This window comes from Paenibacillus mucilaginosus 3016 (genome assembly GCF_000250655.1).
GTDB classification, from domain to species: domain Bacteria; phylum Bacillota; class Bacilli; order Paenibacillales; family NBRC-103111; genus Paenibacillus_G; species Paenibacillus_G mucilaginosus.
The window spans coordinates 3,989,256-4,015,255 of record NC_016935.1 but is presented as its reverse complement, the minus strand read 5'-3'; the positions used below and the strand labels follow the sequence as shown (position 1 = coordinate 4,015,255).

Annotated in this window: 27 protein-coding genes and 2 pseudogenes; 15 read left to right on the top strand and 14 right to left on the bottom strand. The window is 54.0% G+C overall.

Annotated elements, in window-relative coordinates:
- The first annotated feature begins 44 nt into the window (after positions 1-44).
- The 4 genes from PM3016_RS17500 to PM3016_RS17485 all read left to right on the top strand — a co-directional run bounded on the left by PM3016_RS17500 (position 45) and on the right by PM3016_RS17485 (position 2,849).
- A complete protein-coding gene (locus PM3016_RS17500; protein WP_081473230.1) occupies positions 45-671 on the top strand; it encodes an acetyltransferase in 627 nt (208 codons plus the stop codon).
- 17 nt (positions 672-688) lie between these two features.
- Positions 689-1,813: a DegT/DnrJ/EryC1/StrS family aminotransferase gene (locus PM3016_RS17495; protein WP_187298018.1), complete on the top strand. Its 1,125-nt coding sequence runs from the start codon at positions 689-691 to the stop codon at positions 1,811-1,813.
- 70 nt (positions 1,814-1,883) lie between these two features.
- Complete coding sequence (locus PM3016_RS17490) at positions 1,884-2,069, top strand: hypothetical protein (RefSeq protein ID WP_013917035.1); 186 nt, start codon at positions 1,884-1,886, stop codon at positions 2,067-2,069.
- A 9-nt stretch (positions 2,070-2,078) separates the two neighbouring features.
- Positions 2,079-2,849 (top strand): hypothetical protein, encoded by a 771-nt coding sequence (locus PM3016_RS17485; RefSeq protein WP_014370334.1) that lies wholly within the window; start codon positions 2,079-2,081, stop codon positions 2,847-2,849.
- 26 nt (positions 2,850-2,875) lie between these two features.
- Here the strand turns inward: PM3016_RS17485 and PM3016_RS39755 are convergent, their stop codons facing one another.
- The 4 genes and pseudogenes from PM3016_RS39755 to PM3016_RS17470 form a co-directional block, all read right to left on the bottom strand.
- Complete coding sequence (locus PM3016_RS39755; protein WP_238540537.1) at positions 2,876-3,490, bottom strand: glycosyltransferase; 615 nt, start codon at positions 3,488-3,490, stop codon at positions 2,876-2,878.
- A gap of 10 nt (positions 3,491-3,500) precedes the next feature.
- Positions 3,501-4,715, bottom strand: coding sequence for a DUF4214 domain-containing protein (locus tag PM3016_RS39750; RefSeq protein ID WP_238540536.1), 1,215 nt, complete (start codon positions 4,713-4,715; stop codon positions 3,501-3,503).
- A 193-nt stretch (positions 4,716-4,908) separates the two neighbouring features.
- Positions 4,909-5,860, bottom strand: a pseudogene (locus PM3016_RS17475) (GDP-mannose 4,6-dehydratase).
- Entirely contained in the window at positions 5,860-6,915 is a 1,056-nt protein-coding gene (locus PM3016_RS17470) for a mannose-1-phosphate guanylyltransferase (RefSeq protein WP_013917031.1), read from the bottom strand. The pseudogene PM3016_RS17475 and the gene PM3016_RS17470 overlap by 1 nt, the downstream one beginning before the upstream one ends.
- A gap of 607 nt (positions 6,916-7,522) precedes the next feature.
- On the opposite strand from PM3016_RS17470, the gene PM3016_RS17465 reads away from it, so the two are divergent.
- From PM3016_RS17465 to PM3016_RS17455, 3 genes are all read left to right on the top strand, one after another.
- A complete protein-coding gene (locus PM3016_RS17465; RefSeq protein WP_238540535.1) occupies positions 7,523-8,623 on the top strand; it encodes a glycosyltransferase in 1,101 nt (366 codons plus the stop codon).
- Positions 8,624-8,948: 325 nt separating this feature from the next.
- Positions 8,949-9,770, top strand: coding sequence for a WcbI family polysaccharide biosynthesis putative acetyltransferase (locus PM3016_RS17460; RefSeq protein ID WP_014370331.1), 822 nt, complete (start codon positions 8,949-8,951; stop codon positions 9,768-9,770).
- A gap of 175 nt (positions 9,771-9,945) precedes the next feature.
- On the top strand, positions 9,946-11,484 hold the full coding sequence (locus tag PM3016_RS17455) for a WbcT protein (protein ID WP_014370330.1): 1,539 nt from the start codon (positions 9,946-9,948) through the stop codon (positions 11,482-11,484).
- 89 nt (positions 11,485-11,573) lie between these two features.
- Here PM3016_RS17455 and PM3016_RS41145 read toward each other — a convergent pair whose 3' ends face one another.
- Positions 11,574-11,828: a helix-turn-helix domain-containing protein gene (locus PM3016_RS41145; protein WP_330217413.1), complete on the bottom strand. Its 255-nt coding sequence runs from the start codon at positions 11,826-11,828 to the stop codon at positions 11,574-11,576.
- Between the two features lie 569 nt (positions 11,829-12,397).
- Here PM3016_RS41145 and PM3016_RS17445 point away from each other — a divergent pair.
- From PM3016_RS17445 to PM3016_RS17435, 3 genes are read left to right on the top strand one after another with little or no spacing between them, the layout of a single operon-like run.
- Positions 12,398-12,844 carry a hypothetical protein gene (locus tag PM3016_RS17445; RefSeq protein WP_013917023.1) on the top strand — a complete coding sequence of 149 codons (447 nt, stop codon included), beginning with the start codon at positions 12,398-12,400 and terminating at the stop codon, positions 12,842-12,844.
- A gap of 1 nt (position 12,845) precedes the next feature.
- Entirely contained in the window at positions 12,846-13,070 is a 225-nt protein-coding gene (locus PM3016_RS17440) for a helix-turn-helix transcriptional regulator (RefSeq protein WP_014370329.1), read from the top strand.
- Positions 13,071-13,092: 22 nt separating this feature from the next.
- On the top strand, positions 13,093-13,779 hold the full coding sequence (locus PM3016_RS17435; protein ID WP_014370328.1) for a DUF4386 domain-containing protein: 687 nt from the start codon (positions 13,093-13,095) through the stop codon (positions 13,777-13,779).
- Between the two features lie 83 nt (positions 13,780-13,862).
- Here the strand turns inward: PM3016_RS17435 and PM3016_RS17430 are convergent, their stop codons facing one another.
- The 5 genes from PM3016_RS17430 to PM3016_RS17410 form a co-directional block, all read right to left on the bottom strand.
- On the bottom strand, positions 13,863-14,630 hold the full coding sequence (locus PM3016_RS17430; protein WP_014370327.1) for a metallophosphoesterase: 768 nt from the start codon (positions 14,628-14,630) through the stop codon (positions 13,863-13,865).
- A gap of 82 nt (positions 14,631-14,712) precedes the next feature.
- Positions 14,713-14,964, bottom strand: coding sequence for a hypothetical protein (locus tag PM3016_RS17425; RefSeq protein WP_014370326.1), 252 nt, complete (start codon positions 14,962-14,964; stop codon positions 14,713-14,715).
- Positions 14,965-15,131: 167 nt separating this feature from the next.
- Positions 15,132-15,425: a hypothetical protein gene (locus PM3016_RS17420; protein WP_041619158.1), complete on the bottom strand. Its 294-nt coding sequence runs from the start codon at positions 15,423-15,425 to the stop codon at positions 15,132-15,134.
- 151 nt (positions 15,426-15,576) lie between these two features.
- Positions 15,577-15,918 carry a hypothetical protein gene (locus PM3016_RS17415; protein WP_014370325.1) on the bottom strand — a complete coding sequence of 114 codons (342 nt, stop codon included), beginning with the start codon at positions 15,916-15,918 and terminating at the stop codon, positions 15,577-15,579.
- Between the two features lie 363 nt (positions 15,919-16,281).
- A complete protein-coding gene (locus PM3016_RS17410; protein ID WP_014370324.1) occupies positions 16,282-17,502 on the bottom strand; it encodes a helix-turn-helix domain-containing protein in 1,221 nt (406 codons plus the stop codon).
- Positions 17,503-17,625: 123 nt separating this feature from the next.
- Between PM3016_RS17410 and uidA the strand changes: the two genes are divergently transcribed.
- Positions 17,626-19,425, top strand: coding sequence for a beta-glucuronidase (gene uidA / locus PM3016_RS17405; protein WP_014370323.1), 1,800 nt, complete (start codon positions 17,626-17,628; stop codon positions 19,423-19,425).
- 145 nt (positions 19,426-19,570) lie between these two features.
- On the opposite strand, the gene PM3016_RS17400 is transcribed toward uidA, so the two are convergent.
- The 4 genes from PM3016_RS17400 to PM3016_RS17385 form a co-directional block, all read right to left on the bottom strand.
- Positions 19,571-20,245: a lipase chaperone gene (locus tag PM3016_RS17400; RefSeq protein ID WP_014370322.1), complete on the bottom strand. Its 675-nt coding sequence runs from the start codon at positions 20,243-20,245 to the stop codon at positions 19,571-19,573.
- Between the two features lie 14 nt (positions 20,246-20,259).
- Positions 20,260-20,742 carry a GNAT family N-acetyltransferase gene (locus PM3016_RS17395; protein WP_238540606.1) on the bottom strand — a complete coding sequence of 161 codons (483 nt, stop codon included), beginning with the start codon at positions 20,740-20,742 and terminating at the stop codon, positions 20,260-20,262.
- Positions 20,743-20,796: 54 nt separating this feature from the next.
- Entirely contained in the window at positions 20,797-21,537 is a 741-nt protein-coding gene (locus PM3016_RS17390; protein WP_238540534.1) for a hypothetical protein, read from the bottom strand.
- 524 nt (positions 21,538-22,061) lie between these two features.
- Complete coding sequence (locus tag PM3016_RS17385; protein WP_013917011.1) at positions 22,062-22,376, bottom strand: DUF1904 family protein; 315 nt, start codon at positions 22,374-22,376, stop codon at positions 22,062-22,064.
- 311 nt (positions 22,377-22,687) lie between these two features.
- On the opposite strand from PM3016_RS17385, the pseudogene PM3016_RS17380 reads away from it, so the two are divergent.
- The 4 genes and pseudogenes from PM3016_RS17380 (at position 22,688) to PM3016_RS40810 (ending at position 25,857) form a co-directional block, all read left to right on the top strand.
- Positions 22,688-23,289 (top strand): annotated as a pseudogene (locus tag PM3016_RS17380) (nitroreductase family protein).
- A 200-nt stretch (positions 23,290-23,489) separates the two neighbouring features.
- A complete protein-coding gene (locus tag PM3016_RS17375; protein WP_014370319.1) occupies positions 23,490-24,362 on the top strand; it encodes an aldose epimerase family protein in 873 nt (290 codons plus the stop codon).
- A gap of 237 nt (positions 24,363-24,599) precedes the next feature.
- On the top strand, positions 24,600-25,673 hold the full coding sequence (locus tag PM3016_RS17370) for a DUF445 domain-containing protein (protein ID WP_274380007.1): 1,074 nt from the start codon (positions 24,600-24,602) through the stop codon (positions 25,671-25,673).
- On the top strand, positions 25,573-25,857 hold the full coding sequence (locus PM3016_RS40810) for a DUF445 family protein (RefSeq protein ID WP_274380006.1): 285 nt from the start codon (positions 25,573-25,575) through the stop codon (positions 25,855-25,857). Before PM3016_RS17370 ends, PM3016_RS40810 begins: the two co-directional genes overlap by 101 nt.
- Positions 25,858-26,000 lie beyond the last annotated feature (143 nt).

Sequence of the window (26,000 nt, the reverse complement as noted above, 5' to 3'; positions counted from 1 at the left end):
GGAAGGAGTGAAGCGCTCTGCTTGAAGCAAACCGAAAAAAAGTTGTGGTTCTTGGTGCAGGCGGCCACGCCAAAGTGGTCATCGATATCCTGCGTGCGGATCCGAAGATAGAGCTGGTCGGCTGCATAGACAAGGACCCCTCCCTGCGCAGTGTGGCCAGACTGCCGGTCCTCGGGGACGATTCCCTTCTCGCCGGCCTCCATGCCCAAGGGATTCAGCACGCTTTTATCGCGATCGGCAGCAACCGTGTTCGGCAGCAGCTCGGCCAGCAGCTCGAATCCCTCGGGTTCCGCCTGGTCAGCGCCATCAGCCCTTTCTCCTGGATATCCGACTCCGCTCAATTGGGGGATGGCGTGGCTGTCATGCCAGGCGCCGTCATTAATGCGGAAGCGAAGATCGGCCGGCTGTCGATTATCAACACCGGTGCAACCGTCGATCATGAATGCGATATCGGAGAGGCATGTCATATCGCTCCGGGCAGTGCACTTTCAGGCAATGTTACGGTAGGCAAGGGCACCTTCCTCGGCACGGGCACGCGCGTAATCGATGCCATCGAGATCGGCCCCTGGGCCATGGTCGGCGCCGGGTCGGTTGTCACCCGCCCCCTGCCGGGACGCTGCACCGCAGTAGGCGTGCCCTGCCGTGTCATTAAGCTGAGAACGGACGACTAGTATCGACTTAGGAGGTCATGTTGGTGGCTGGTGACTTTTACCCCATTGCTCTTCCCGTACTGAACGGGAATGAGAAGAAATACGTGATGGATTGTGTGGATACAACCTGGATCTCCTCGAATGGAGCCTATATTGAGAAATTCGAGCACCTGTTTGCAGCATTCTGTCAAACCAAGCATGCGATCGCCGTCAGCAACGGAACGACCGCACTTCACTTGACCCTCTTGGCGCATGGCGTCGGTCCAGGCGATGAAGTCATCGTACCGACGTTCACCTTCGTGGCGACAGCCAATGCAGTCGCCTACTGTGGAGCCACGCCGGTCTTTGTGGATTCGGAGCCCGAGACCTGGAACATCGATCCGCGTGCCATTGAAGCCAAGATTACGCCGAGAACCAAAGGCATTATCCCCGTGCATTTGTATGGGCATCCGGCGGATATGGACCCGATTCTGGATATCGCACAAAAGCACGGCCTCTTCGTCATCGAGGATGCGGCCGAGGCTCTTGGGGCCAAATACAAGGGCCGTATGGTCGGATCCATCGCACACAGCGCCACCTTCAGCTTATTCGGCAATAAGATTATTACCACCGGGGAAGGCGGCGTCGTGACCACCGACGATGATCAATTCGCCGCCCGAATCAGACAGCTGAAGGGCCAAGGGATCGACCCCCGGCGCAAGTACTGGTTCCCTGTGATTGGCTACAATTACCGGATGACAAATATTCAAGCGGCCATCGGATGCGGACAGATGGAGAATATCGCCTGGCATATCGAACGCAGACTGAGCGCGGCCTCCGAGTATGTCAAGCATCTGGAGGGCGTTGATTCCCTGCTTCTCCCCACCGAGAAAGAATGGGCAAAGAATGTATTCTGGATGTTCAGTGTAGTGCTCAAGGACGGCACGGAGAAGCAGCGTGATGAAGTGATGAGCCGGATGAGGGAAAGAGGCATCGAAACCAGGCCGTTCTTCTACCCCATGCACATCCTCCCCCCCTTCAAGCATCTGCAGCAGCCCGACGAATTCCCCGTTGCCAACCGGATTGCGGCGACCGGCTTGAATGTCCCTTCACATGGTGCGCTGCAAACCGGCGATATTGCTTATATTTGCGAGCAGCTCAAGGAGATTCTTGCCGGCTTATAGCTTGACTCCCCACTTTCGACCAAGTTCCCTCTACGAACTTGGTCAAACTTTTGTATAAGGAGGGTCTGCGGTGCACAAAAAGAAAACAACCTTGACGGCCCTGAGGTCGGCAGAACATTACCTGGAACGCGCCAAAAGCTCCATTCAAACGGACCATGCAGAGTCAGCCGAGGATCAGCTGTCTGCAGCTCTCCTCATGATCACCAGGGCATTGAAGGCGACCGCCAAACCCAAGGGCAGAAAACGAAGAGGGTGAGTGATCCGTGTGAATGAAAAACGATACTGCAAGCGTAAGATTGAAGCAGCCCTCTCCCTCCTTCGAAGAGCGGACCGGTTATACAGAGAGGGGAAGATCGCGGGCTCGCGGGAGCGCTTGATTCAAGCCATGGAACGGGTAGGGGAAGCGTTATTGAGTCATAACCGGCTCAAGCGGGCCGGCCGGACCTCATCGTTACCGGCTTCGCCAGCACCTGCCTCTTATTCCAATGAGCCTTCCAGCCTCAAGACGGATGCCCAGGAAGTCCCTGCGACAACCGCTGTCTCTCCTGTCACTCCTGACACGCCTCCCCTTCCTCCGTGTCCTTCCATACAGGAGGGTACGACGATTACTTCTTACACCGATACTTACACGGATACTTATAATGCCAGCTACACGAGCTCTTACGAGAACAACATCTATGAGGTACAGACTGAGGTCAATTCCGATGTCAGCGCGGAAAGTCAGCCTCCTGCACCGGCCTCCCCCCGTTCCCCGGCAGACGATCAACCGTCCGGCCAGATCAGGGTCGACGTTTCCCTTCCTGGCCCCGATGCACCTCTGACCGCCGAATTCCTGCTGACCGCCGACGGTAACGTTGAAGTAGTAAATCAAGGAAATCTGCGATCCTTACGCCGTATCGTCACCTTCGAGCTGCAGAAGGTGCCAGTGGAGTCCTCGGAGGCTGCGGCCGGTAACGCGCCTGAAGCCGCCACCGTCACCTTCACACTCCCGGCTCAGGCCGTTGAAAGGAAACCTCAAACACAAATAACCCGCTGATGCATAGCATCGCGGGTTATTTATTCTCAGTTCGCTTTCCCTACATGCTCCAGCAGCTGCGTATACTCGCCGGCGACGTGGGACCAGGTCCTCTGCAGGGTTTCCTGAATCGCCGCCTGCTGCCTTACGGCCAAGGCTGCCTGCGGCTGGTCCAGCTGAGCGATCGCGGCCACCATCTCGCTCACGGAGTAAGGATTGAAGGTAATGAAGGCCTCCATATCCCGGATCACCTCCTGCGTCACCTCCAGCCGGCCCGCAGCCACCGGCGTTCCCATCGTAAGAGATTCAAGAATCGGGAACGGGCAGCTACCCTCGAAGAGGGTCGGTACGATGGTTCCCTTAGCATATTTGTACAATGCAGGGAGCTCACCCGATGGCAATCGGCCGATAAATCTCACGCTTGCGAGCAATTCGGCGGGATAACGGCCGAGCTCGCCGTAGAGATCGCTGTTCAGTCCGTCCGGTGTCAGTTGATCCGTGATCACCAGCTGCAATCTAGACGGCTTAATCTTCTTATAAGCGATGAACGACTCTATGAGGCGGCTGTGGTTCTTATGAAACCGTATGACCGAGGGGAAGACAATGTACTCGTCAGCGAGGCCGTACTTGATCCGAAATTCCGCTTCCGGAACCAGACCCATAAAGTTGTATTCATCCTGAGGAGAGGCGAGCCGAATCACCCTGCGTTTTCGGCTCCTGCAGACCCAGGTACTCCATCCCTTCCTTACGCTTGATGTAATCGGAGTTGAATACGACGGCTGCCGCCCTTTCGGCCATCCGGTATACGACCCGTTCCATCCAATCGCAGAATTCCGGCGACTTCCGGAAATACAGCTCTTTAAAATGCAGATAGACCAGGTCATGCAGGCAAAGAACATAAGGTCGCTGTAAATAGACCGCCAGTTCCAGACCCACGTAAGGCACGAGCCACACATGAACGGGAACCGTGCGGTTGATCGTCTCCATGCTGTCGGATTTCATCAGAACCAGCCGTCCGGCATACTGCTCCAGCTGCCTTGCGAAAATTTTATGATACTCGTCATAGTTGGTTTCCGTCGTCGTGATATACACCTTCAGACGGTCCCATGTACTCAGCATTCCGTCGATCAGCCGGATACTGAACCTGCCGATGCCTTCGCCGTCCAGAGGCGTAACGTGAGGGAATCCCATAAAAATACCGATACTGACTTCACCGGTCGAAGGGTCGCTTGGGTTCCGCAAATATTTAACCGGTCTTCTGGGCGGCTCATGCGAGGAGAGCAGTCCACGGCATTCCTCGGAAAGGAGGAAAGCCCGGATGAGATGGGATCGGGGAACTCCGCGAACCAGATGCTCCATGTGACCCCGCAGCTCGGATTCCTCAGGCAGCCGGGATAACAATTCATAGTACAAAAAGTGCACGAAAAATAAATGACTGGAAGCGTAAGCCTGATTGATGATCGCACCGATCGTATCCCGGTTGCTGCGCCCGGCCGACAGAAACGGCTGCTCATACAATCGCTGTGCTTCCTCTGACAGCATGACAAGTTCGGCAATATGCACCTTATCGGTGCCGGAGGAAAGCTGCTGAGTCAATTCAGCAGCCTCCTGATCACTCGCATCCCGATGAAGCACCTGCCTGTGCAGTTCACGGACGAAGCCTTCCCCATCCAGCAGCATGCTCCGGTACAGCTTATGAAGAATCGTATCCTGCTCTTCCAGCTGCGCGCCCTCAGGCGGCTGGTATCCTGCAATGGAGACGGGAACGGGAGTATCCTGTCTCTCGTCCCTATGCCGGATGCGTCTTCTCTTCTTGTTGACGAGCTTCTTCAGCTTTTTGGCCCTTTGCAGCCTGAGCCTCCTCCGAAGCCAATGCCCTTTCCCCACCCATTTGGCCTTTCGCCGCTTGCGCGCAGGCTTAACAACCTTGGCTCGCAGAGGCATACGTTTCTTTCTGATGCGATGCCTTTTGCGGCGTTTTTTGAGGGTTGAAGGTGAGGCAGCGCTGATCTTGGAGGTTCTCCCTGCTGCCGCCAGTACGAATTTGGACATGGACGAGTCTATCCTCCCTTCACCTCTGTTACACCCTGTCGCGCCAATAATTCAATAGATCCAGCATCGTCTGCTCGAAGGGGATTTCCGGCTTCCAGCCGGTTTTCTGATGGAACTTGGAGTAGTCACCGAGCAGGAATTTCGACATCAGACGGCCGCAGGCGCGCCGGATCCTCCTGAACCTGCACCTCCACCTTGCTGTAGGACAGAAGCAGATTCAGCATCTCCTCAATCGTCCAGCACGTATTCGAGGCGATGTTATAGTCGTCTCCAGGGTCGCCCTTCTCCAGCGCCAGCCAGTAGCCCCTTACAATGTCACGGACATCGGTGAAGTCCCGTTTCGCCTGCAGATTACCGACGTGGATCACCGGAGGCTTAATTCCTTTCTCGATCTCCGCGATTTGTTTGGAGAAGTTCGATGTCACGAAGTTCTCGCCACGGCGGGGCCCCGTGTGATTGAAGGTCCGGGTACGAACGACATGCAGCCCGTAGCTCTTGTAGTACTGATAGCCCAAGTAATCCTGTGTTACCTTGCTGATCGCATACGGGCTGAGCGGACGCAGCGGGTTGGTTTCCTTGATCGGTACCTCACTCGGTTCCACATGCCCGTATTCTTCACTGGAGCAGGCGATCTGAATTTTGCTGTTCAGACCGAGACGCCGGACCGCTTCGAAGATGTTCAGTTGTCCGGCCACATTGTTATGAATGGTGTCCATCGGAGAATTCCAGGAGGTCGGAACGAAGCTCTGCGCAGCCAAATGGAAGATCAGATCAGGCTTGACGTGCCCGATCACCGACTCTACGGAGAACGGATCCCGGAGTTCGCACTCCACCAGGTTCAGGTCGTCGACGAGATGACTGATGTGGTTCATTCTGCTGCGGTGCCGAATGGTTCCGTACACCTCAATGTTATTATTCAGCAGATACTCCGCCATATGGCTGCCGACAAATCCGGTGATTCCGGTAATCAATGCTTTCATTACGTTTCATTTCCTCCTTTATTGGACTCCATGGACTCCATGCGAGCAATCATCTGCTTGATGCTTTGTTCCTCGGATTTGTGGCAGATCAACAGCCCGTCGGGTGTTGAAACCACAATCAAATCCCGGACACCGATGACGGCGGCTCTCTGGTTCTCCACGTAGAGAATATTGTCATATGCCTGCTCTGCGGCAATATCGCCCTGCACGATGTTTCCTTCCGGATCCGCCTGAAATATGCGCTCCAGGGAGGTCCAGGCACCTACGTCATCCCAAATGAAGCTCACCGGAATGGTCAGGATCCGGTCCACCTTTTCCAGAATCGCGTAATCAATCGAGATCTTCGGCAGGAGGGCATATTCCTCCGACAGCTGCCCATACCGCTTGGTGATGCTGTTCCATAGGTCGGGCTGATGGATTCTCATGTAATACTCGATGGTCGAGGGCTTCCAAATGAAAATGCCGCTGTTCCAATAGACATTCGGGTTCTTGATCAATTGCTGTGCCTTATGGACATCCGGCTTCTCAATAAAAGATTTCACCGGTTTGATTTCCTTCCCGTCAACCATAAAGCCCTGGTCCTGCGACTCTATATACCCGTACCCCGTCTCCGGCCGGGTAGGTACAATGCCCAGAGTGACCACATGACCGTCCTTCTCCGCCTCTTGCGCCCCGGCATACAGGGCCTCCATCAGAGCATGCTCATCCGGGATGTACTGATCCGAAGGAGTAATGACCAGCACTTCGTCCATCTTCTTGCGGAGAAAGTGATACGCCGTCAAGGCCGTACATGGAGCCGTATCCCGCTGCGCAGGCTCAACGATGATCTGCTCATCCGTCAGCTCCGGCAGCTGATCCTTCACAAGCGGCAAATAATGCTTGCCGACGACCAGCAGTACATCTTCCGCAGGGAGGAAACGCCGAAAACGCCGGTAGGTCTGTTGCAGCATCGTCTCCTGCTCGGAGGTCAGCTTAAGGAACTGCTTCGGCTTTGCCTCCACGCTTCTTGGCCAGAATCGCGTCCCCTTCCCTCCGGCCATGATCACAATTTTCAATCCAGTCACTCCTTTCTTTCACCGATTAGAGAATCAGGCAAAGTGCTGCGGAGGTACTGCCCTATTGAATATATTTCCATGCGTCATCAGGGGACAGTACATTTATCCCTATTTTGAGAAAATAGCATGTGCCTATACAGGGACATTTGCTTCTGGTTTATTGTATGTCGCCTTGCCCGCGGAGGCAGGGTATTCGTTCCGTATTGAAAAAAAGGGCATGGGCATGCGCGTTTCGGCTGGATATCCGACTATTTTCAAGCCTGATGGAGGCATTCGTCCATGTGATGCCTAGGACCTGTGCATATGGTGTAAGGGAGAGGCTTCCGCCCGACCGGCTGGGAGCAAAGGAACTGAAGGAGGCTGCCTCATGCATCGACGCAGGCATCGGAATGGGAGTAAGACCCAAAAGACAACGGCGAAGCGGAAGGGGAAACGCAAGCCGGTACGCCAAACTTCGCTGCACGTGAAGCGGAAGAGGAAGGGAAAAAAGAAAAGCTTACGTCCGTTGACAAGAAAGCATAAGCTGAAACGAAGGCGTCCCCAAAAAAGCCGGAAAAGACGGCCCGCAGCCGCCTCTTCGTCCCGCACGGCACAGCCTGCTGCCGGAGTGAACCTCGTTGGTTACACCCGTGCCGAGATGGGACTCGGCGAAGGGGCGCGCTTCCTGGCCCGGGCCATGGATACGGTGGGCATCCCATTTGGAGTCAACAACTTTGAACTCGGAAACTCGGCAAGAATGGAGGATTGGTCATGGGCTCATCGGGAGCAGGCTGACAATCCCTACCGAGTCAATCTGATTCATATCAACGGCGATCAGATGAGGCTTGTCCGCGAGCACTATGGTGAAGAGTTTTTCCGGAATCGTTACAATATCGGCTATTGGGCCTGGGAGCTGACCGAGCTCCCAGAAGAATGGAATGACGGTTTTACCTGGCTGCACGAGATCTGGACCCCTTCGCCCTTCGTTCGGGACACCATTGCCAAGAGCACCGCATTACCGGTGCATTATGTGCCATATGGCCTGCAGTTTGATTCGACCTGCGACCGCACGGAAGTACGGAGCCGGCTGGCACTACCGTGGCATTCATTTCTGTTCCTCGTGATGTACGATGTCAACAGCACCGCCCTCAGGAAGAATCCGCAGGGCGCCATAGAGGCCTTCAAGCAGGCGTTTGCCCCTGCAGACCCGAATGTCGGCCTCGTCGTCAAGATCAATAATGCCCAAAGCAATTCCGCTGAGGTAGATCAGCTCCGGGCCGCATTAGCGGAGTATCCGAACATCTTCCTGATCGAGCAGACCTTGTCGCGAAGCGATGTTTATGCGCTGATTGACAGCTGTGACGTGTTCGTCTCGCTGCACCGCTCGGAGGGCTTCGGCTCGGTGATGGCCGAATCGATGTATCTGGGCAAGCCGGTCATCGGCACGCTGTGGTCCGGGAATACCTCGTTCATGAATCCGGAGAACTGCTGCGCAGTAGGTTACACCCTGCAAGAGATCGGTGAGGGGGCAGGACCCTACAAGGCTCATCAAATCTGGGCGGAGCCGGATCTTGTCCAGGCGGCAGGCTATATGCAGCGGCTTGCAGCCGACGAACCCTGGAGGCGGCAGGTCGCTTCCGCCGGACAGCAAACCATACGTTCGCTTCTCACTCCGGAAGCGTCCGGCCAAGCGATCCGCCAACGGCTTACCGAGCTTGGCCTGCTTTAGCAGAACGGAACCTGGCGTAGAGCGGACGCTGGGTCCTTCCTGCTTGTAAAATGGTCAACAACTACGATTTCTATGAAGAAATCGTATTACGTGGAGTGAATGATCCCAGCTTATCATGGATTCCATTGCTGAACGCTACGTTCTCACCCTTCGTAAAGCTTACTTAAGAGGCCTTAGTCCCGTTATTGCACAGGATTAAGGCCGTTTCGTTACGTGATAGGTAGGAAGTATCTTCCTAAAAATAATGGTATCGCCTGAATCCATGCTTATCTTTCTATCATATTAATATGAAGAGAGAAAACTACAGCATTGGAGGAGATTCAGAATGAAACGAAACTGCATTATATATGGAAATTGTCAGGTACTTCCCATACGAAACCATTTACTTACATCCAGTACGTTTACTAAGTATTTTAACATTCTCGAACTCCCGGTGCATTTACTGGACAAAGTAGCAGGCATATCCGACCACTACTTAACTAATTGTGAGCTTTTTATCTACCAGCATGTGAGCCCTTCTTTCAGCCCTGTCTTGTCAACTGACTATATAATGACCAAATTGCCGGCTAATGCCATCCGAATTTCATATCCCAATTGTTATTTCACTGGGTACTTTCCACACTATATCAAAGATCCCGGTTTTCCAGACTTTCCCTATGCCGATACGGGCGTGATGGCATTAGTCCAGCAGGGGAAACCCATTCATGAGATTCTCGCTATTTTGTCAGATCCAGACTATTATTCACATCACCATGTAACTACTATTTTAAACAGTACTTTAATCCAACTAAGGTCAAGGGAAAAAGACTTGAATATCTCCATATCCAATTATATTGAAAACAACTTTCGGGATCAGTATTTATTCTATACGGTAAATCATCCTAAATTTTATGTCACAAGTTATATTGCCAGACAAATTATTTCTATGCTCGGAATAAGCGGACATGAAATTGCGGATATTTCTTTCGAACCGTATTTTCACTCTTGGACCCAGCCCATTTATCCCAGCGTTATCAAGCATTTAAATCTTAGCTTCATTTCCTCTCAGGACAGGTGTTTTGCCGCATTTGGAAAATTCAATCTATCCTTTCAAGAGTATATGATGCAACATATAGAATATCTAAGAAATAAAACTGGATCCTTTTGACTTTGAATTTCTCGCATATGAATTTACTGGTTTATTAGATTTTCAAATAAAGGATGATTTCATTATGCCTGCCCAACACATAAGTACTCATGCATTAATACAATATGTAGCAGTCGCTGAACAAGAAAAGGTAGGATAAATTATGATTAACCCTGGTCCGGTTAGGAGGTGCTGCATGAAAGATAAGAATCGACGAATACTTTGGCTTCTTAACCATAAGACTCTTTTGCGCTCCGAAGTTCGAATCCTTCACAATCTGGGTTTTGAAGTGTTTGTACCTAAAGTAATTCCAAGTAATGATCCCGACTTTCGGAGTGGGGGAGTTAGTTATGAAGCGGATTCCTCCCTTACCATACCTAAAGAAGCTCTTCTTACCCTTAATTCCTTTAACTTTTACGCTAATGAGTGGCCTGAGGAGATAACAGCATTAATCAATCATTACTTTGGCACCGTTTTTACTATAGCAGTAAGATATCCTCTCATAGAAGTATTAACCAAGTTTAAAGGCCAAATCATATTCCGAGCGTTCGGTCTGCAGAATGAACTTACCTATAACACCGTGTTGCAATATGTGATTCCCGAGTTTGAATCCCTGAAACCAAAAATGGAAAATCGATTTTGGTTCGGTCAAGGATATACTCAATTGGCTGAATGTGAACCTGCTTTTTTACAAGATCGGGCTCTCTATCTTCCTATAGGACTTGATCGGTCATTCTGGATTCATGCAAATACGTGGCACGGGTCCGGCAAACATATCCTCTTTGTTTGTCCGCATATCAATGATAATCCGTATTACTCGAATATATACAGGGGATTTAAAGAAGCATTTGGCGATCTGCCGCATTTTATCGTAGGCCAGCAACTGAGCCCCGTAAACGACCCCCACGTACTCAGCAATGTTAGTGATGAACAGTTAGTGGAGTTATATAAAAGCAGCGCTGTATTTTATTATCACTCCCATGAAATTCGCCATGTGAATTATTCGCCTGTCGAGGCAAGCATCGTAGGAACCCCTGTGATCTATTACTCCGACAGTTTACTTGGAAGACTTGCCGATAAGCCCTCACCGGCTATGGTCCATACTATTTCCGAAGCAAGATCCGTCATCCTAAAGTTGTTGCAGAATGACCAAAATACAACGAACACCATTAAAAATAACCAGAAATTCATGGAATATTTATTCTCAAGTGAGTACTGTGAACCTTATTGGAAAAACAATTTATTAAACGGACCGTTTGCAAAAGCAAATACCACTCCTGCCCCAAGGAACTTAACTACTGACCTTCCATCGGAGATCGGACAGCTTTATAAGTATGACATAAAATTAATTAAAGGTATGATTGGAGAACTGCGATATGATAACTATGGGCTAAGTTTAGGTCGACTAGCCCTTGCGAATAAAGATAAAGCCGGGTTTTTAATAAGTCATTATATTTCTTCAATGACTCCTGGCTTATACCGTTTTTCGTTACACATAAGGACACCCAATGCTACGCCAACTCCAATAGGTATATTTGCCATGGGCGTATGGATACCCGATTTCACTCTATATGCTTATCAAAATATCACTATGTTACAAAATAACGAGGACTGTTTCTCGCTATTAGTTAATATATCAGCAGAAACAGCCGACGCAACGAAAGAAATTCGATTTTATTGGTCCGGTCTGAAAACTGTGGAAGTAACCGAGGTATACGTAGAAAAAATAACATAATCCTTCATAAAGCGGCCTTGTCCTCTATTCATAGGAAAAGGCTATTTTGTTTGTGTTGAACAATCATTTCATCCATCCGCCGAATTCTGTTACTGCGACTGCGTGACGCATCCGTGCTTTCGGGCGAAATACGCAGGTTCCCCAAACCTCTGCCTCGACGTTATCTCTTCCATAGGACTGCCGTCCTGCCAGAGCAGTGCTTTGGCTTCCCGGATTCGCAGGCCGTTCAGATAATCCGTCAGTACACGGCCTGTTTCTTGCTTGAATTGTCCGGAGAGATGCGCCGGATGTACCAGACAATAGCTGGCCAAGCCTTGGAGATCGAAAGGCTTCCCGAAATGCACCTCGAGATATCCGGTCACCTTCCGGGCGAGGGCCACCCACTCACAAGCGCATGCTGTTTGACCAGAGAGCAGTATTCCAGGTGATGCGGTCCACCAGCTTCTGATGCATCTCGAGGCTCTCCAGCCGCTGATTTCTACAGAAAAAAGGAGGCCCCTTCCCCCGATCTGCTGAGATCCGAAGAATCATATTTAAGATGATGTGGCCATTGTTGAAGACCCTAAGCGGCCTTCCCGGATAACGCTTCAGAGAAATCGAATAAGTCACGAGACTTCCGCATCGCTTCCTTGAGCCTCGCCGGGTCTCCAAGTTCAACCGTGTGCATCATTTCTTTCCCCATGGTGTATCTGAGTTCAATGAGATTGGCATTCCCGGGATACGGATGATCCAAGGCCTTCCGCAGTGAGGCTCCCTTGGTAGCATCCGCTATTGCCTCACGAGCGGTTTCATGGGCTGCTGTTCTCTTGGCAGTAACCGTTTAGCTGATGTAAACTTAACTTGACATTGTGAATGGTATAGATTACATTGTGTATAACAAACTTAACTCCACATTCGAAAGGTGGCGCAGTGCATGACCTATCAAGAAAAAAAAAGCATCGTATCCCTGATCAGTGCCGTCCTCATCTTCGTCTTCTACTGTCTGTACATGTACCCGCAGTATCCCGGAGGGGCGGTGGAATCGTCGGAAGCGTTCCGGTTCTGGGGTTCCTTCGTACTCAGCTTGACTCTGGTTTCCATCCTCGCGCATATCCTGATCAGCATCGTGTTCAACATCATCTTCAGGATCACTACCGGGGAGAAGGAACCGACCTTCGCGGATGAACTGGATCAACTGATTGACTTGAAAGCATTCCGCAATTCGTTCTTTGTCTTTGTCCTCGGCTTCCTGCTTGCCATGGGTTCGCTGGTCATCGATCAGCCGTCCCAGGTGATGTTCATGATCCTCATCGCCTCCGGATTCATCTCCGATGTGACCGGGTCCTTTACCAAACTTTATCACTACCGCAGAGGGGTCTAAGATGGGCAAAATTCTTGTCGGCAATCACATCCGCAAATTACGGTTCAACCATAATGAAATGACGCAGCAGCAGCTGGCTGACAAGGTGGGCGTAACAAGACAAACCATCGTGGCTCTGGAAAAGGGAAACTACTCCCCTTCGCTGGAGCTGGCTTTCCGCATTGCACACGCCTTTGGTTTACCTTTGGAAGAGGTATTCTTCTACGGAGATCCACCCAGTGAATGATAATCTGAAGGGAGCTGTCCAAATGAATTCCAATGAAAAAGCCGCCAAAATGGCGGGCGTTCTGTTTATCCTTGCGGCGGTGTCAGCGGTAGCAGGTCTTCTTCTGTACGATCCGATCCTGAACAGTACCGATCCCCTGATTCAAGGCCCCGCACACTCTAACCAGGTGATCCTTGGCGCCGTGATGGAGTTGATTCTCGTCGGTTCCGCCGTCGGCACCTCGATTACCATGTTCCCGTATCTCCGGAGATACAATGAAACCCTGGCGCTCGGTCATGTGCTCTTCCGATTTCTCGAGGCCGTCGTCATCACGGTCGGCATCATCAGCGTACTCGCCCTCTTGACCTTAGGCCGCGAATATGCAGCTGCAGCCGCTCCGGATCCCGCCTCTTTTTACGCCTCCGCCGCTTCGCTCAAAGCCGTACATGACTGGACCTTCCTGCTCGGTCCCAACTTCATGCTGGGCATCAACACGATGCTGTACAGTTATATCTTTTATAAGTCCAGGCTCGTCCCGCGGTTTATTCCCATCCTGGGGATGACCGGGTCGGTGCTTGTTTTTCTGTGTGCCCTGCTCGTTATGTTCGGTGTATTTTCTCAGCTCTCGGTCTGGGGTGCGCTGCTGGCGCTGCCGGTGGCAGCCAATGAAATGATCCTTGCCGTATGGCTCATCCGCAAAGGCTTCAATCTGTCTGCCGTCCCCGCTTAACCGGGTTCAAACAAAACAGGAGCAGATGCCGCGCGGCATCTGCTCCATAATCAAACTTACGTTTGCTGTCTTCGTTTCACTCTTCAGAGCTCATGCAGCGTAACTTCGCTGCGAATCAGGAACCGGGCGTTCACCCCCGCCTGACCGATCCCTTTGGAGATGTAGAACGGGCCATGGGTGCCTGTGTGCATTCCCTTGTAGATGCCCGCTGCTGCCAGCCTGCCTTTGTTAATGAAACGGAAGAGCAGGGGCACGTTGAACTGCTTCCCATGAAAATGGCCGGCCATCAGGTAAGTATACCTGCGCTGAATATGAGGAATCACATTGGGGTCATGGGCCAGGACCAGGATCGGTTGGCTCGGATCCACATGCTCGAATGCCTGATCCACCTTGCTTTTCCTGCTGCTGTAATCATCAATGCCGACAATGTGAAAGTGATCCACGGCGGTGGACTGATTCCTGAGAACTTGGATCCCCACATTGTCTAGAATCCGGATGAGCTCCTGAAGCGCGGCCGGGCTCAGGCGGTGATCATGATTCCCTAATACGGCAAACACCGGAATACCCGGCTTGGTAATCGCTTCGGCATACCGCTGCACCTTGGGTAGATGGCGGGACCTTTGGGTAAAGTCTCCCGTGAGCACAATGTAATCCGGTGCTTCCTCTTGAATCAGCCGGGTCAATCTGCCCGGAGCGATCCGGAGCTTCTCGACATGCAGATCGCTGATCTGGAGAACCCGGATGCCTAGACCGCAAGAAGAGCGAACCCGTTCCGTCTTGAGCCACTGGGTCGGAAAGATCAGAAGGAAATAGATGACCGCGGCGATCACGCATAGGATGATTAAGTTCATGAAGTGGATCCTGTCCTTTTGGAATAGTATTGTCCCCAAACTTTTTTATGACGAGCGATCTGAACCCTTCCCTCCAGCCATCTCAAGGCAGTTGAAGAATGATCAAAGTCATGATCACCACAAAAGAGATTCCTGCAAGTGCAGCGGTCAAAAATTCCTTCACAGAAAGATAAGACTTGATGCTAATCTCCCTCGTCCCCTTGAGCAGTTCTTCCATTTCTCTATTCAAAAATTGACGGGCGAACGACTCTTCTCTGTTTTGGAGCTCCCTCCAAATGGATTGATGCATGATTTCGAGCTCCTTATGGCTCGTACTGTCTTTTACTAAAGCCATCCTTCCGCCTCCTTCAGATCTATCCAGAGTCCAGCATTTTCCGCAACATTTTATAACATCTTCCCGAATTATCCTGCCTGATCACATCAGCAAGGCCGCTAATCGTGCCGGCAGCCTCAAGGTGTTGTCGCGCTGATACACTCGGTTAGTTGAACGTCGACCCATGATTATTTGTAGTGAACATTCTCGGTTGGTTTTGATTGCTCCAACCAGTTGCTAAGATCATCTGTAAATTTCGGTGCACCGATTGTCCTCTCCATATGTACGAAGTCATGAAAATCCTGGTTTGTATAAGCACTTCTTAAATCAAGAACAGGAATGTTATATTCTTCAAGGATACCTTGGATTTTTTGCTGCAAAGGTCCCCAGTACGACTGTGCCGGATATTCATGACTGAAATTCACGGGCATCCAGACGACTTTGACAGGGATTTTTCTATGTTCAATTCCTCTAGCACCCATTGCAGAGATTTTAAATTATGAGAAAATTCTTCCTCTCCCAGCGAGTAATCCCACTTGGGCTTTAATTGGTGACCACACTCTAAGTTGTTTTGTTCGTAAATAACCGGCAAAGCCAAACCGAAAGCCAAACCACAAGAATGTGGGGAATGGTCTAGACCAAGTTGGCTGGATAAAATACACTAGTTAACGACCACATCAGCAGGGGTGCTATTTGAATCAAGGCTAGAAAAATAATTCCATACGTGCTCGCAAGAATTAACTTCTTATCCGTTTGCCTGGAGTAGGAGAACGCAAGTAATCCTAGAAGGCACACACCGAATGCCAAACTCACGAATGCCCAAAAGTCTGCTTGCGGAATTTTCGGTGATTGTTCAGGCCCCATGAATTCCGTACTATAAAAACCTAGAAGATAAACAAAAGCAACGAAAATAGAAAGCACTCCGGCACCCGCCATAAGCAGCTGTATTTTCCTGTTAAAGCTCAAGATCACCATTTACTCCACCATTCCCTCCCACCATTACTCTTTTGAATTCATTTCTAATATACTAGCCGGACAGAAAAATACACTGTACAATTCCTCTTTGACTATATCTTCTATTATTATAAATATTTACTTCATATTGGACGCTTTTTACGATCGGTAAGTTGCACTTGTCCGTTCTTTCAATGCAGAAGGGAGCGGCATCGCACATAGTGATACGCTCCCTGGTTGTTACGCTCTATCGTACTCTCCGCTATTTCAATACATCCGATAGCTCATTTAATCCTTGTGCATATTTGTCGACTCGCTAACCATGATCCGAACCCGAATCAGCAGGGACAACCCTAATATCGCTCCCCGCATATTCCACACCCATCATCCATCCACCGAATTCCGGTACTGCGACGGCGTCACGCCTTCCTGCTTCTTGAACACCCGGGCAAAATACGCAGGGTCTTCAAACCCCACCCTCGACGCAATCTCTTCTATGGCACTGCGGTCCCCCCGGAGCAGCACCTTGGCTTCCCGGATTCGCAGACCGTTCAGATAATCCGTCAGCGTACAGCCGGTTTCTTTCTTGAATTGTCTCGAGAGATGCGCCGGATGCACCAGACAATAACGGGCCAAGCCCTGGAGGTCGAACGGCTGACCGAGATGCACCTCGAGATAACCGGCCGCCTTCCGGACGAGGGACGAGCACCCCGCAAGCGTATGCTGTCTGACCAGGGAGCAGTACTCCAGGCACATGCGCTCCACCAGCTTCTGATGCATCTCGAGGCTCTCCAGCCGCTCGATCTCTATCGCGATCTTCTCCGATAATTGATGCAGGAAAAAAGGAGGCACCTTCCCCCGCTCCGCCGAGATCCGCAGAATCGTATGTAAGACGATGAGGCCATTTTTGACAGCCCGCAGCGGCCTTCCCGGATAACGCTCGGAGAAGTCGAACAAGTCGCGCGATTTCCGCATCGCTTCCTTGAGCCTCGCCGCGTCCCCAAGCTCGACCGCATGCATCATTTCTTTCTCCATGGTGTACCTGAGCTCAATGAGATCGGCATTGCCGGGGTCCGGCTGATTCAGCACCTCCCGCAGGGAGAATCCCTTGGGTCCCCCCGGATCCGCCTGCGCTTGACGCACATCCGAATAATGCAGAGTAATCGGAGGAAGCTCCCTGATCCCTCCTACGATACGGGCGATGCTGCGGATTTTGGAATGCCCCATGAGCTTCAGCCCGCGGAAAAAAGCTTCCAGAACGATCCGCTTGTTCTGATCGATCTTCGATACGGCCGCCAGCTTGGACAACTCCGGAGTCTGCGTCAGAAAAGGACCGGCCGCAAACAGCCTCCCCTCCCCTTCCCACAGCGCGGCAGCGTAAGACATGCCAAGCTCATTCGTATAGACGCAGGCCTCCTCCGGATGAAGCCGCGCCGCGGACCGCATCGCCGAAAATTCGGCCGCCTGAGGCGCCTTGAGAAACTCCGGCAGCGGGATACGCTCGAAGGATAGCTGAAGCCCGGCCGCTTCGTCCCACAGATAAGTGTTGAGATCGGTCAGGTAGTATACGGTCGTTGCTGCTGAAATCATTGCCTCTTGATCCATCGCTTGTTCCGTCCTTGATGTTAATATAGTCCTCTAAACGTTAATTGAATCTTATAGAAAACCGTTTGGCCTAAGTATAATAGAGGAATGATAGCGATTACAAAAAAGATGGGAGTGTTCTTTATGCTCTACCCTATCGCCACCGAAACCAGAGGCATACTGGATCTCAACGGCATTTGGTCGTTCCGGCTGGACCAAGGCAAAGGCTTTGAGGAAGCATGGTACGAAAAGAAGCTTACCGATGCGATTTCCATGGCTGTTCCCGCCTCCTACAACGATGTCGGGGTCGACGCAGACATCCGCAGCCACGTCGGGTGGGTGTGGTACCAGCGCGAATTCACGGTTCCCGCCATGCTGGCTTCCCAGCGGCTTGTCCTGCGCTTCGGCTCTGTTACGCATACGGCGAAGGTGTATGTGAACGGTGTGATGGCCGCGGAGCATAAGGGAGGGTTCACTCCCTTTGAGGCGGATATTCAGAGCCTCATCACACCGGGAAGTAACCGGCTGACCGTAGCCGTGAACAACATCGTCGACGAAACGACGCTGCCGGTAGGCGTCTACAGGGAAACCGACATAGAGGGCTTGGGGAAGGTGGTGCGCAACCATCCGAACTTTGACTTTTTTAACTATGCCGGTATCCACCGGCCCGTCAAACTGTATACCACGCCGGCCATCTATATCAAGGATATTACCATCGTTACGGATGTGGAGGACACGACGGGCATCGTCCATTATGAAGTGTTAATCGAAGGGGAAGCCGGCGTAAAAGCAAGCGTCATCGACGAATCAGGCCTGGTCATCGCCCGGCTGGAGGGCGCCAAGGGGCAGTTTCGTCTTCCGTCAGCCCGGCTCTGGGAGCCGCTGAACGCCTATCTCTATACGCTCCGGGTGGAGCTGGAGCAGGACGCTCGAGTCATTGACGTGTACGAGCAGCCCTTCGGGATCCGTACGGTGGAAGTGAGGGACGGACAGTTCCTCATCAACGGCAGGCCGTTTTACTTCAAGGGCTTCGGCAAGCACGAGGATTCCCCGATTCACGGCCGCGGCTTCGATGAAGCGGTGAATGTGACCGACTTTCGCCTGATGAAATGGATGGGAGCCAACTCGTTCCGCACTGCGCATTACCCTTATTCCGAGGAACTCATGAGGCTCGCGGACCGGGAAGGGCTCGTCGTCATCGACGAGGTGCCGGCGGTCGGGGTTCATCTGAATTTCTCGGCGACCCTGTTTGGACAAAAGAACCGAAGGAACACCTGGGAGCACGTCGGAACCTTCGGGCACCATCAGGACGTGATCCGGGAGCTCGTTGCACGGGACAAGAATCATCCCTGCGTCGTCATGTGGTCCGTCGCCAATGAACCCGCTTCCGAAGAGGAAGGAGCCTATGCATATTTCGAGCCGCTGGTCCAGCTGACCCGGGACTGCGACCCGCAGCAGCGTCCGGTCACCATCGTCACCCACGGGTGGTCCACACCGGAGACCTGCAAAGTGGCGGAGCTCGTGGATGTGCTGGCGCTGAACCGCTATTACGGCTGGTACAGCGAAGGCGGCGATTTGGCGGCGGCCAGGGTCATGCTCCGCAAAGAACTGCGGCAGTGGACCGAGCGCTGCCCCGGCAAGCCGGTCATGATCACGGAATACGGCGCCGATACGGTGGCGGGCCTGCACGATGTCGATCCGGTGATGTTCACGGAAGAATACCAGGTGGAGTATTTGAGGGTGAACCATGACATCTTCGATGAATTCCAATGCTTCGTTGGGGAGCAGGTGTGGAATTTCGCGGATTTTCAAACGAGTCAAGGGATTATCCGCGTGCAGGGCAACAAAAAAGGAGTATTTACCCGGGAGAGAAAACCGAAAGCCTCGGCCCATGAGCTGCGCCGCAGATGGTCGGCGATACCGGATTTTCATTATAAGGGGTGAGCGATTCCGCTGCCTCCTGGCTTGAGCGGACTTTGGTATTCGGATGGGGGCGTGCGGCATCGATTCGGAATCTTGTTCATGCAGGGCCGGCCCCAAGCGGGGCCGGCTTTTTGGTGCTGCTGGTGAGGAATGCAGCCCTCCCCCGCTACAGCGTCTGGCCCCCTCTGTTCTGGTGTTCTCGGGCCATTTCCTGCAGTCGGGTCCGTTTTTTGCTGTCGTTGATCCCCGCGATTGAAGCAGTCAGCTTCTCCAAAGCATCCTGTTCCAAGCATCCTCTCTCCAAGGCCGATTCCAATACCGCATACAGGCGAAGCTCCAGCAGCCGGTTCACTTCTTCGGCAGTGAGCCTGGATCCTTCCCGTACAATCCTCCTGCATACAGATGCAAGTCGTTCCTTGCGGTACACTTTGCTTGTAAACACCAGATCCGCCTCCGCCGATTGCGCCTCAGAGAAGCGGTCCTCTTTCAAACCGCGGATGACGATGCTCTCCAAGGCCATCGAGCGCTTTCTGGAATACTCGGTGAGAAGCTCGTTCAGCAAAGCATCCGTGAAACGGTTCCCCTGCAGGTCGAGCATAAGCTGAAAGTAGCGCCAGATCAGGTGTTCCAAAACACTATCGTCTAAGCTGCTCGTCTCTCGGCAGCAATAGATCAGACGCAGCGCCTCTACATCCAGGAGATTGTGGATCTGCAGCTGTTTGCTTAACTCCAGACCTCGAAGATGGGCCTCCACGCCTTCATATAAAGAGTCTTCGACAGCCGGGAGAGAAGGCGATGCGACCAGACCGTTGATCTTCGCTGCCGTTTCCTGCAAATCCATCTCCAGCCCTCCCGCTACAGATCCTGATGCTGGATCATCCGCTTCATCTTGCGGCCGCCGGTCACCTCGAAGCCTTCCCGCTTGTAAAATTCAAGCGAGCGGTCGAAGGCCGGCAGCGGCGGCGTGCAGACCTCAAGCCGTTTCCAGCCGACGGCCGCGGCGTAGGCGGCTGCGACCTCGATAAGCTGCCGGCCCAGTCCATGCGACCGGTAAGCAGGCCGGACGTACAGCTCCTGGATGATACCGAAGGCTCCGCCCGCATACAGCGAAGCGCTGTCGTGCACGGAGAGGAACCCGGCGGGCTCGCCGCCCTCTTCTGCCACCGCAAGCCACACGCGGTAGGAGCCGGAAGCGAGCAGACGTCCGCAGAGCTTCGCGGATTCCCCCAGCTCGAAAGCGGCTGCGGTCGTCCCCCCGGCACGCTCGATAATCTCTCCGATCAGTTCCTCGAAGAGGGATGCGACCGCTTCAGCGTCCGCTTCCCCCGCTTGATGCATCTTGAACAATAGCTTCAGCTCCTTTATGCCATTAATCACATTCTTGAATATCTATCAAGCCCTCCTGCCTGGAAGGCCTCCGGTCCACCCCATGCTCGCCGGCACATCCGGCGGCAGCATCGGGTTCACGCTCCATGCGCCCGCTGCCGCCAGCACATCCTCTTCAGCAGGGCGCCCGCCCCCCTCCCCGCGATCCGATGGTTCCGCGGGCTCCGCGAACATCAGGCCCAGCGTCCGCTCTTCCGGCGTCCGTTCCCCGACGTCCAGCAAGACCTCGTCGGATTCGCCGACATACCCGTAGGCCCGGACAAGCTCCCCGCCGGCCGCCTTGGCCCAGGCGTGGTATTCGACTACCCGGTGCGTCGCGTAGTAGTGGGCTTCGCCGAACGTCCGGCTGAGCTCCCGCAGCAGCGACGTCACGCTGCCCGCTTCCTCCTGGGGAGAGCTCAGGTCAGGCAGCGACCAGCCAACGACGAGCGTCCACCCTCCGAGAGGCGGTGTGACGAAGACGGAGGAGAGCTCGTGCGACCGGCGCAAGCCGCTCTCCCAGCTGCAGGGAGCAAGCTCCTGCAGCCCGAAGGCATCGGCCACAGCCCGGGCATCCGTGGTCCGCACCGCATACCACTGGGACTTGTACCCGAAGGGCATCGGCCTGTCCGGTGTATCGTCCACCGGGCAAGGAGCCTGCGGAGGGGTAATGCGCAGCCTCGCCATCCTGCGCTCTTTCTTCGGGCCAACAGCTATCAGCAGCATCACCACGGCAGCTGCTGCCAGCAGTGCAATCAGATCAGTCAAAGCCTCGTCTCCTTCACTTCCTACCAGCATCCCCTTTATCCCTCTTGCTTTCCTTCCTATCCCATACATGAAGGGCGATTACCTCGGCGGAATGTCGAGTGTGGTTTGAATGCTGTGCACTCGATCCACAACGTATTCGAGGGCATGATCCGAATTTCCTTTTTTAGGAGCGAACAGGACCCGGACGGCAAGCCAAAAAGGAGAAGCGCCCGCTTCCCCCTTGCTGGACACCCGTAGTCTAAGCTTACGAGTGAATGAAATGAAATAACGGAACTCCGATTCGCTATATGCCTCCCCAGCAAGCCCGTTTTCGAAATAGCGGAACTGAAGTTCGCTATGGAAGCATACGATGCCCTTTTCGACTTCATCCGGGCCGCATAAGGAATCGCAGTTCCGCTATTGGCCGGAACCCTCTGACAAATCACCGAATAAAGAATCTGAGTTCCTTTATTCTTACATCCTACGGGGCTGCGCCCGGGAAGCGCCCCAGCGCAGCTCCCCGCTTTCCCCCGCCAGCCCCTGAGTCACTCCAACGGCTGTCCTTCCTTATAGTACAAGGCCCGGTTCAGCAGAATAAAAAAGATATGAACCTGCGAATGGCCGTACTCCTTCAACAGGGAGTGCAGCCGGGCGGCAACATCGTTATGTATCGCCTGCTCCCGCGGGAACATCATGATCTCCAGGGATAAAGGGCTGTTCAAAATGGGCTCTACAGGCAGCAGCTCGATTTTGACGATCTCCTGCGGGACTTTCACGATATGGGCGAATTCCTCCACCACGAGCGGTGCAAGCTGTTCGACATCCCCCCGGGGGAAGCCTTTGAAACGTAAATACGGCACGGATATCCCTTCATTTCTTCGGTGTTGGTGTAGCGTGAAGCAGTGCGGACCGCCTCCCTCGGACTTCCGGTGAAGCACCGCGGCAGGCAAACCCTCTCCCCATTCTACGCCTACTCGGTCCCCGACGCAACGCCGCGCCGGAATGGAAAGAATAGGAGCCTGCCAAATGGATAGGCTAAACAGGAAGCTTTGCCAAGGAAAACCACTTAACCACATAAATTACCGCACATTCACGGCCCCGCCGTTACCATTCCCCCGGTTAGGGGTAAGGACAAGGGAACAGATTATGCACCCAGAAGGAGGAATTCCACATGAGCGCAAGTGACTTTCTGTCGGCTGTCCGCAGCCGGCGAACGATCTACGGCATCAGCAAAGACATCCAGGTATCCGAGGAGCGGGTCCAGGAGATCGTCCGCGAAGCGGTAAAGCACACCCCTTCGGCCTTCAACCCCAGAGCGCGAGAGTGCTGGTGCTGTTCGGGGAGCAGCATGACAAGCTGTGGGATCTGACGACAGAGATCCTGCGGGCGATTGTCCCGGCGGACAAGTTCGAGTCGACCCAGCAGCGTATGGGAGGCTTCCGTGCGGGGTACGGCACGATTCTCTACTTCGAGGATCAGGCTGCCGTCGAAGCGCTGCAGGCCCAGTTCCCTTCCTATGCCGAGCGCTTCCCGACCTGGTCGCAGCAGTCCAGCGGCATGCTGCAGTACGTCATCTGGACGGCCCTGGAGCTCGAAGGACTCGGCGCCTCGCTGCAGCACTACAATCCGCTCATCGACGAGAAGGTCCGGGCGGAATGGAGCATTCCGGAGACATGGCAGCTCATCGCGCAAATGCCGTTCGGTCATCCGACAGCCCCTCCGGGGGACAAGGAGTTCAAGCCGCTCGAGGAGCGGATCAAGGTTTCGAGATAACGCACGACGATACCCGCAATAACGCACATCGAACTATCGAAAACGGGTAACGGGAGCTGTGGTTTGCAGCTCCTTTTGTACATAGCCTGCGGGCTGCAGGCAGGAGCGAAAGAGCGGGATGGAAGGCGCCGGGCAAACTATGGTAAGATCTAGGGGAAGAAAAAGGAATGGACAATGAAAACCCGAAAGGAGACCCGGCGATGAAACCATACGACATCCGCTCTTATACCGATGGTTATGAAATTTATGAGGCTCTGGAGTCTTCCACCGAATCCTGGTTCAAAATCGCGCCCGAGCGCGGCGGCATCGTGATCTCCTACGGCACGGGAGGCGAAGAGCTGCTCTACCTGGACAAGGCCACCTTCTATGATGAGAAGGCGAACATCCGGGGCGGCATTCCCGTCCTCTTCCCGATCTCCGGCCAGCTAACCGAGGGGGCTTACACATGGAAGGGACAAGCCTATAAGATGAGCAATCACGGCGTCGCCCGCACCTCCCCCTGGACGGTGGAGAGCACGGATACGACCGACGGGGCGTCGATCACGCTGACCCTCTCGAGCAATGAAGATACGAAAGGCTCGTTTCCCTTCGACTTCCTGCTCCGCTTCACTTACCGCCTGAAGGAAGGCGTGCTGACCATCGATCAGGAGTATCACAACCTCTCCGGCGAGGAGATGCCGATGTACCCCGGATTTCACCCGTATTTCGCTGCAGACCGCAAGGCCATTGCATACGAAACGGACGCCACCCGGTACTTCGATTACAACGATCATCAAGAAAAACCCTATGAGGGCCGCGTGATCGATCTCGACCAGCTGCCGGAGTCGGTCGTCTTCCTGGATGCGAAGCAGCGGGAGATCACGTTCTCTCCAAGAGAACAAACGGTGATCCATCTGACGTACGGGGACGAGTTCCGGTATGTCGTGCTGTGGTCGGTGGCCGGCAAGGAGTTCATCTGCGTCGAGCCCTGGATGGCCAAGACCGATGAGCTCAACCGGGGAGACGAGCTGACGCTCGTACCTGCGGGGGGCATCCTGAAGACGACGCTTGCCATCGGGCGCAAGCAAGCCTGATTCAACTGCATATTTCCCGGAGATGAGGGAGCTCAGGAGGCAATGATTGGTGTTTACAAGCCAAGAAGTCTCACGGCTCCCTTCTCTTCGCAATGCAATATGTCGAAAATGTCTGAAAAATCGAAAAACGGATCGAGTCCTGCGCTTCCCCGGGAAATGATTGAGCCGCCCTGGGAAATGAATTGGCGGTCCGGGAAATCCACCCTTTATCCATCCCATTAGCTGAGGTGCACCATCATGAAGAAAGTACAATCGAGACGTCTTGCGGGAGTCTCGCTGGCCGTCATGGCCGGCGGCCTGGCCGCTACCTTCCCCTTCCATACGACAAGCGCGGTGGGACTGCTGCTTCACGGCGGCTTCGAAGCGGGTCTGGTCGGCGGGTTGGCCGACTGGTTTGCGGTCACGGCCCTCTTCCGCCACCCGCTCGGCATCCCGATTCCGCACACCCGCCTGCTCCCGAGGAACCGGGGGAAGGTCACGGATGCGCTCGTCTCTATGATCGAGACCCACCTGCTCAACAAGGAGAGCATTGAGGCGCGGATCGCGAGCTTCCACCTGACCTCCAAGGCGCTTGATATCGCCGCCGCCGAGATTCAGCGAGCGGAAGTACAGGCTGCGATCTCCGGTGTGCTGAAGGATGCCGTACGCAGCTTCTCCTGGGAGCCTTATCTCCCCTGGATGCAGGACGAACTGGCATCCTTAGCCGCCGGGGTCGACCCGAAGCCGCTGCTGACGATCGCGGCCGATGAGATCCTGAACAGCCGTCACGACGAAACGGCGCTCGATTTCATGCTCGGCAAGGCCGAACAGTGGGTGCTGCTCGAAGAGACCCGCAAGCTCTTCGGCAATATGTCCATCCGGGCCATCGAGCGCATCGAGCTGCAGGGCATGATGGCCTTCGCGGTCAACGCGTTCCTCGGCTTCGTCAACGAGGACAAGCTCGGCAGCATCCTGCAGAACCTGCTTCTATCGAACATCGAAAGCCTGCGCACCGAAGGGCACCCGAACCGCGAGAAGCTGCTCGGGGCGATCCGCCGGGAGGTCGACGCCATGAGGGACAGCGAAGGCCTGCTCGCCGCCCTGGAAGGCTGGAAGGCCAAGCTGATCGGCGCCCTGCTGACGCCGGAGCGTCTCACTTCCGTGCTCGGGGGGCCTGCAGAGCAAGCTGCTCGAAGCGCTGGAGCAGCCGGACTTTGTCGCGCGCTATATCGTGCCGCTCGTGAGCCGGTACATCGACAAGCTGCGGGGCGACGATGCGGCGCTGGCCGCCTCGGACCGCTGGGTCCGCGGCAAGATCATGCATTACGTTGAGGAGAACCATTCCTTGATCGGGCGGCTGGTCCGCGAGAATGTCGACAAGCTCGACGACGAGACGCTGATCGCCATGATCGAGGACAAGGCGGGCAACGACCTGCAGTGGATCCGGGTCAACGGCGCGATCTGCGGCTTCCTGATCGGCGTGGTCATCGAAGGCGTCCGGCTGCTCATCGTGTGATGGGCAGCGGCCGGCCAGCATGGATCCGACAGCCGCACGCCGCCGTAAGCGGCCAATCGGGCCCATGGGGGCCGGCCTCTCGGGAGATGCTTCTCCGGCATCACACGCTGGGCGGCGGGCCGCGCTTTGCCGGGCATCTGCCG

Bases quoted from the DNA above. Each gene is read 5' to 3' on its own strand.
- PM3016_RS17495 (WP_187298018.1), top strand. From the start codon at position 689: ATGTTGGTGGCTGGTGACTTTTACCCCATTGCTCTTCCCGTACTGAAC.
- PM3016_RS39755 (WP_238540537.1), bottom strand. From the start codon at position 3,490: ATGGGTCTGGTTCCGGAAGCGGAATTTCGGATCAAGTACGGCCTCGCT.
- PM3016_RS17460 (WP_014370331.1), top strand. From the start codon at position 8,949: ATGAAACGAAACTGCATTATATATGGAAATTGTCAGGTACTTCCCATA.
- PM3016_RS17455 (WP_014370330.1), top strand. From the start codon at position 9,946: ATGAAAGATAAGAATCGACGAATACTTTGGCTTCTTAACCATAAGACT.
- PM3016_RS17445 (WP_013917023.1), top strand. From the start codon at position 12,398: ATGACCTATCAAGAAAAAAAAAGCATCGTATCCCTGATCAGTGCCGTC.
- PM3016_RS17440 (WP_014370329.1), top strand. From the start codon at position 12,846: ATGGGCAAAATTCTTGTCGGCAATCACATCCGCAAATTACGGTTCAAC.
- PM3016_RS17435 (WP_014370328.1), top strand. From the start codon at position 13,093: ATGAATTCCAATGAAAAAGCCGCCAAAATGGCGGGCGTTCTGTTTATC.
- PM3016_RS17430 (WP_014370327.1), bottom strand. From the start codon at position 14,630: ATGAACTTAATCATCCTATGCGTGATCGCCGCGGTCATCTATTTCCTT.
- PM3016_RS17425 (WP_014370326.1), bottom strand. From the start codon at position 14,964: ATGGCTTTAGTAAAAGACAGTACGAGCCATAAGGAGCTCGAAATCATG.
- PM3016_RS17420 (WP_041619158.1), bottom strand. From the start codon at position 15,425: ATGGGTGCTAGAGGAATTGAACATAGAAAAATCCCTGTCAAAGTCGTC.
- PM3016_RS17415 (WP_014370325.1), bottom strand. From the start codon at position 15,918: ATGGTGATCTTGAGCTTTAACAGGAAAATACAGCTGCTTATGGCGGGT.
- PM3016_RS17410 (WP_014370324.1), bottom strand. From the start codon at position 17,502: ATGGATCAAGAGGCAATGATTTCAGCAGCAACGACCGTATACTACCTG.
- uidA (WP_014370323.1), top strand. From the start codon at position 17,626: ATGCTCTACCCTATCGCCACCGAAACCAGAGGCATACTGGATCTCAAC.
- PM3016_RS17400 (WP_014370322.1), bottom strand. From the start codon at position 20,245: ATGGATTTGCAGGAAACGGCAGCGAAGATCAACGGTCTGGTCGCATCG.
- PM3016_RS17395 (WP_238540606.1), bottom strand. From the start codon at position 20,742: ATGCATCAAGCGGGGGAAGCGGACGCTGAAGCGGTCGCATCCCTCTTC.
- PM3016_RS17375 (WP_014370319.1), top strand. From the start codon at position 23,490: ATGAAACCATACGACATCCGCTCTTATACCGATGGTTATGAAATTTAT.
- PM3016_RS17370 (WP_274380007.1), top strand. From the start codon at position 24,600: ATGAAGAAAGTACAATCGAGACGTCTTGCGGGAGTCTCGCTGGCCGTC.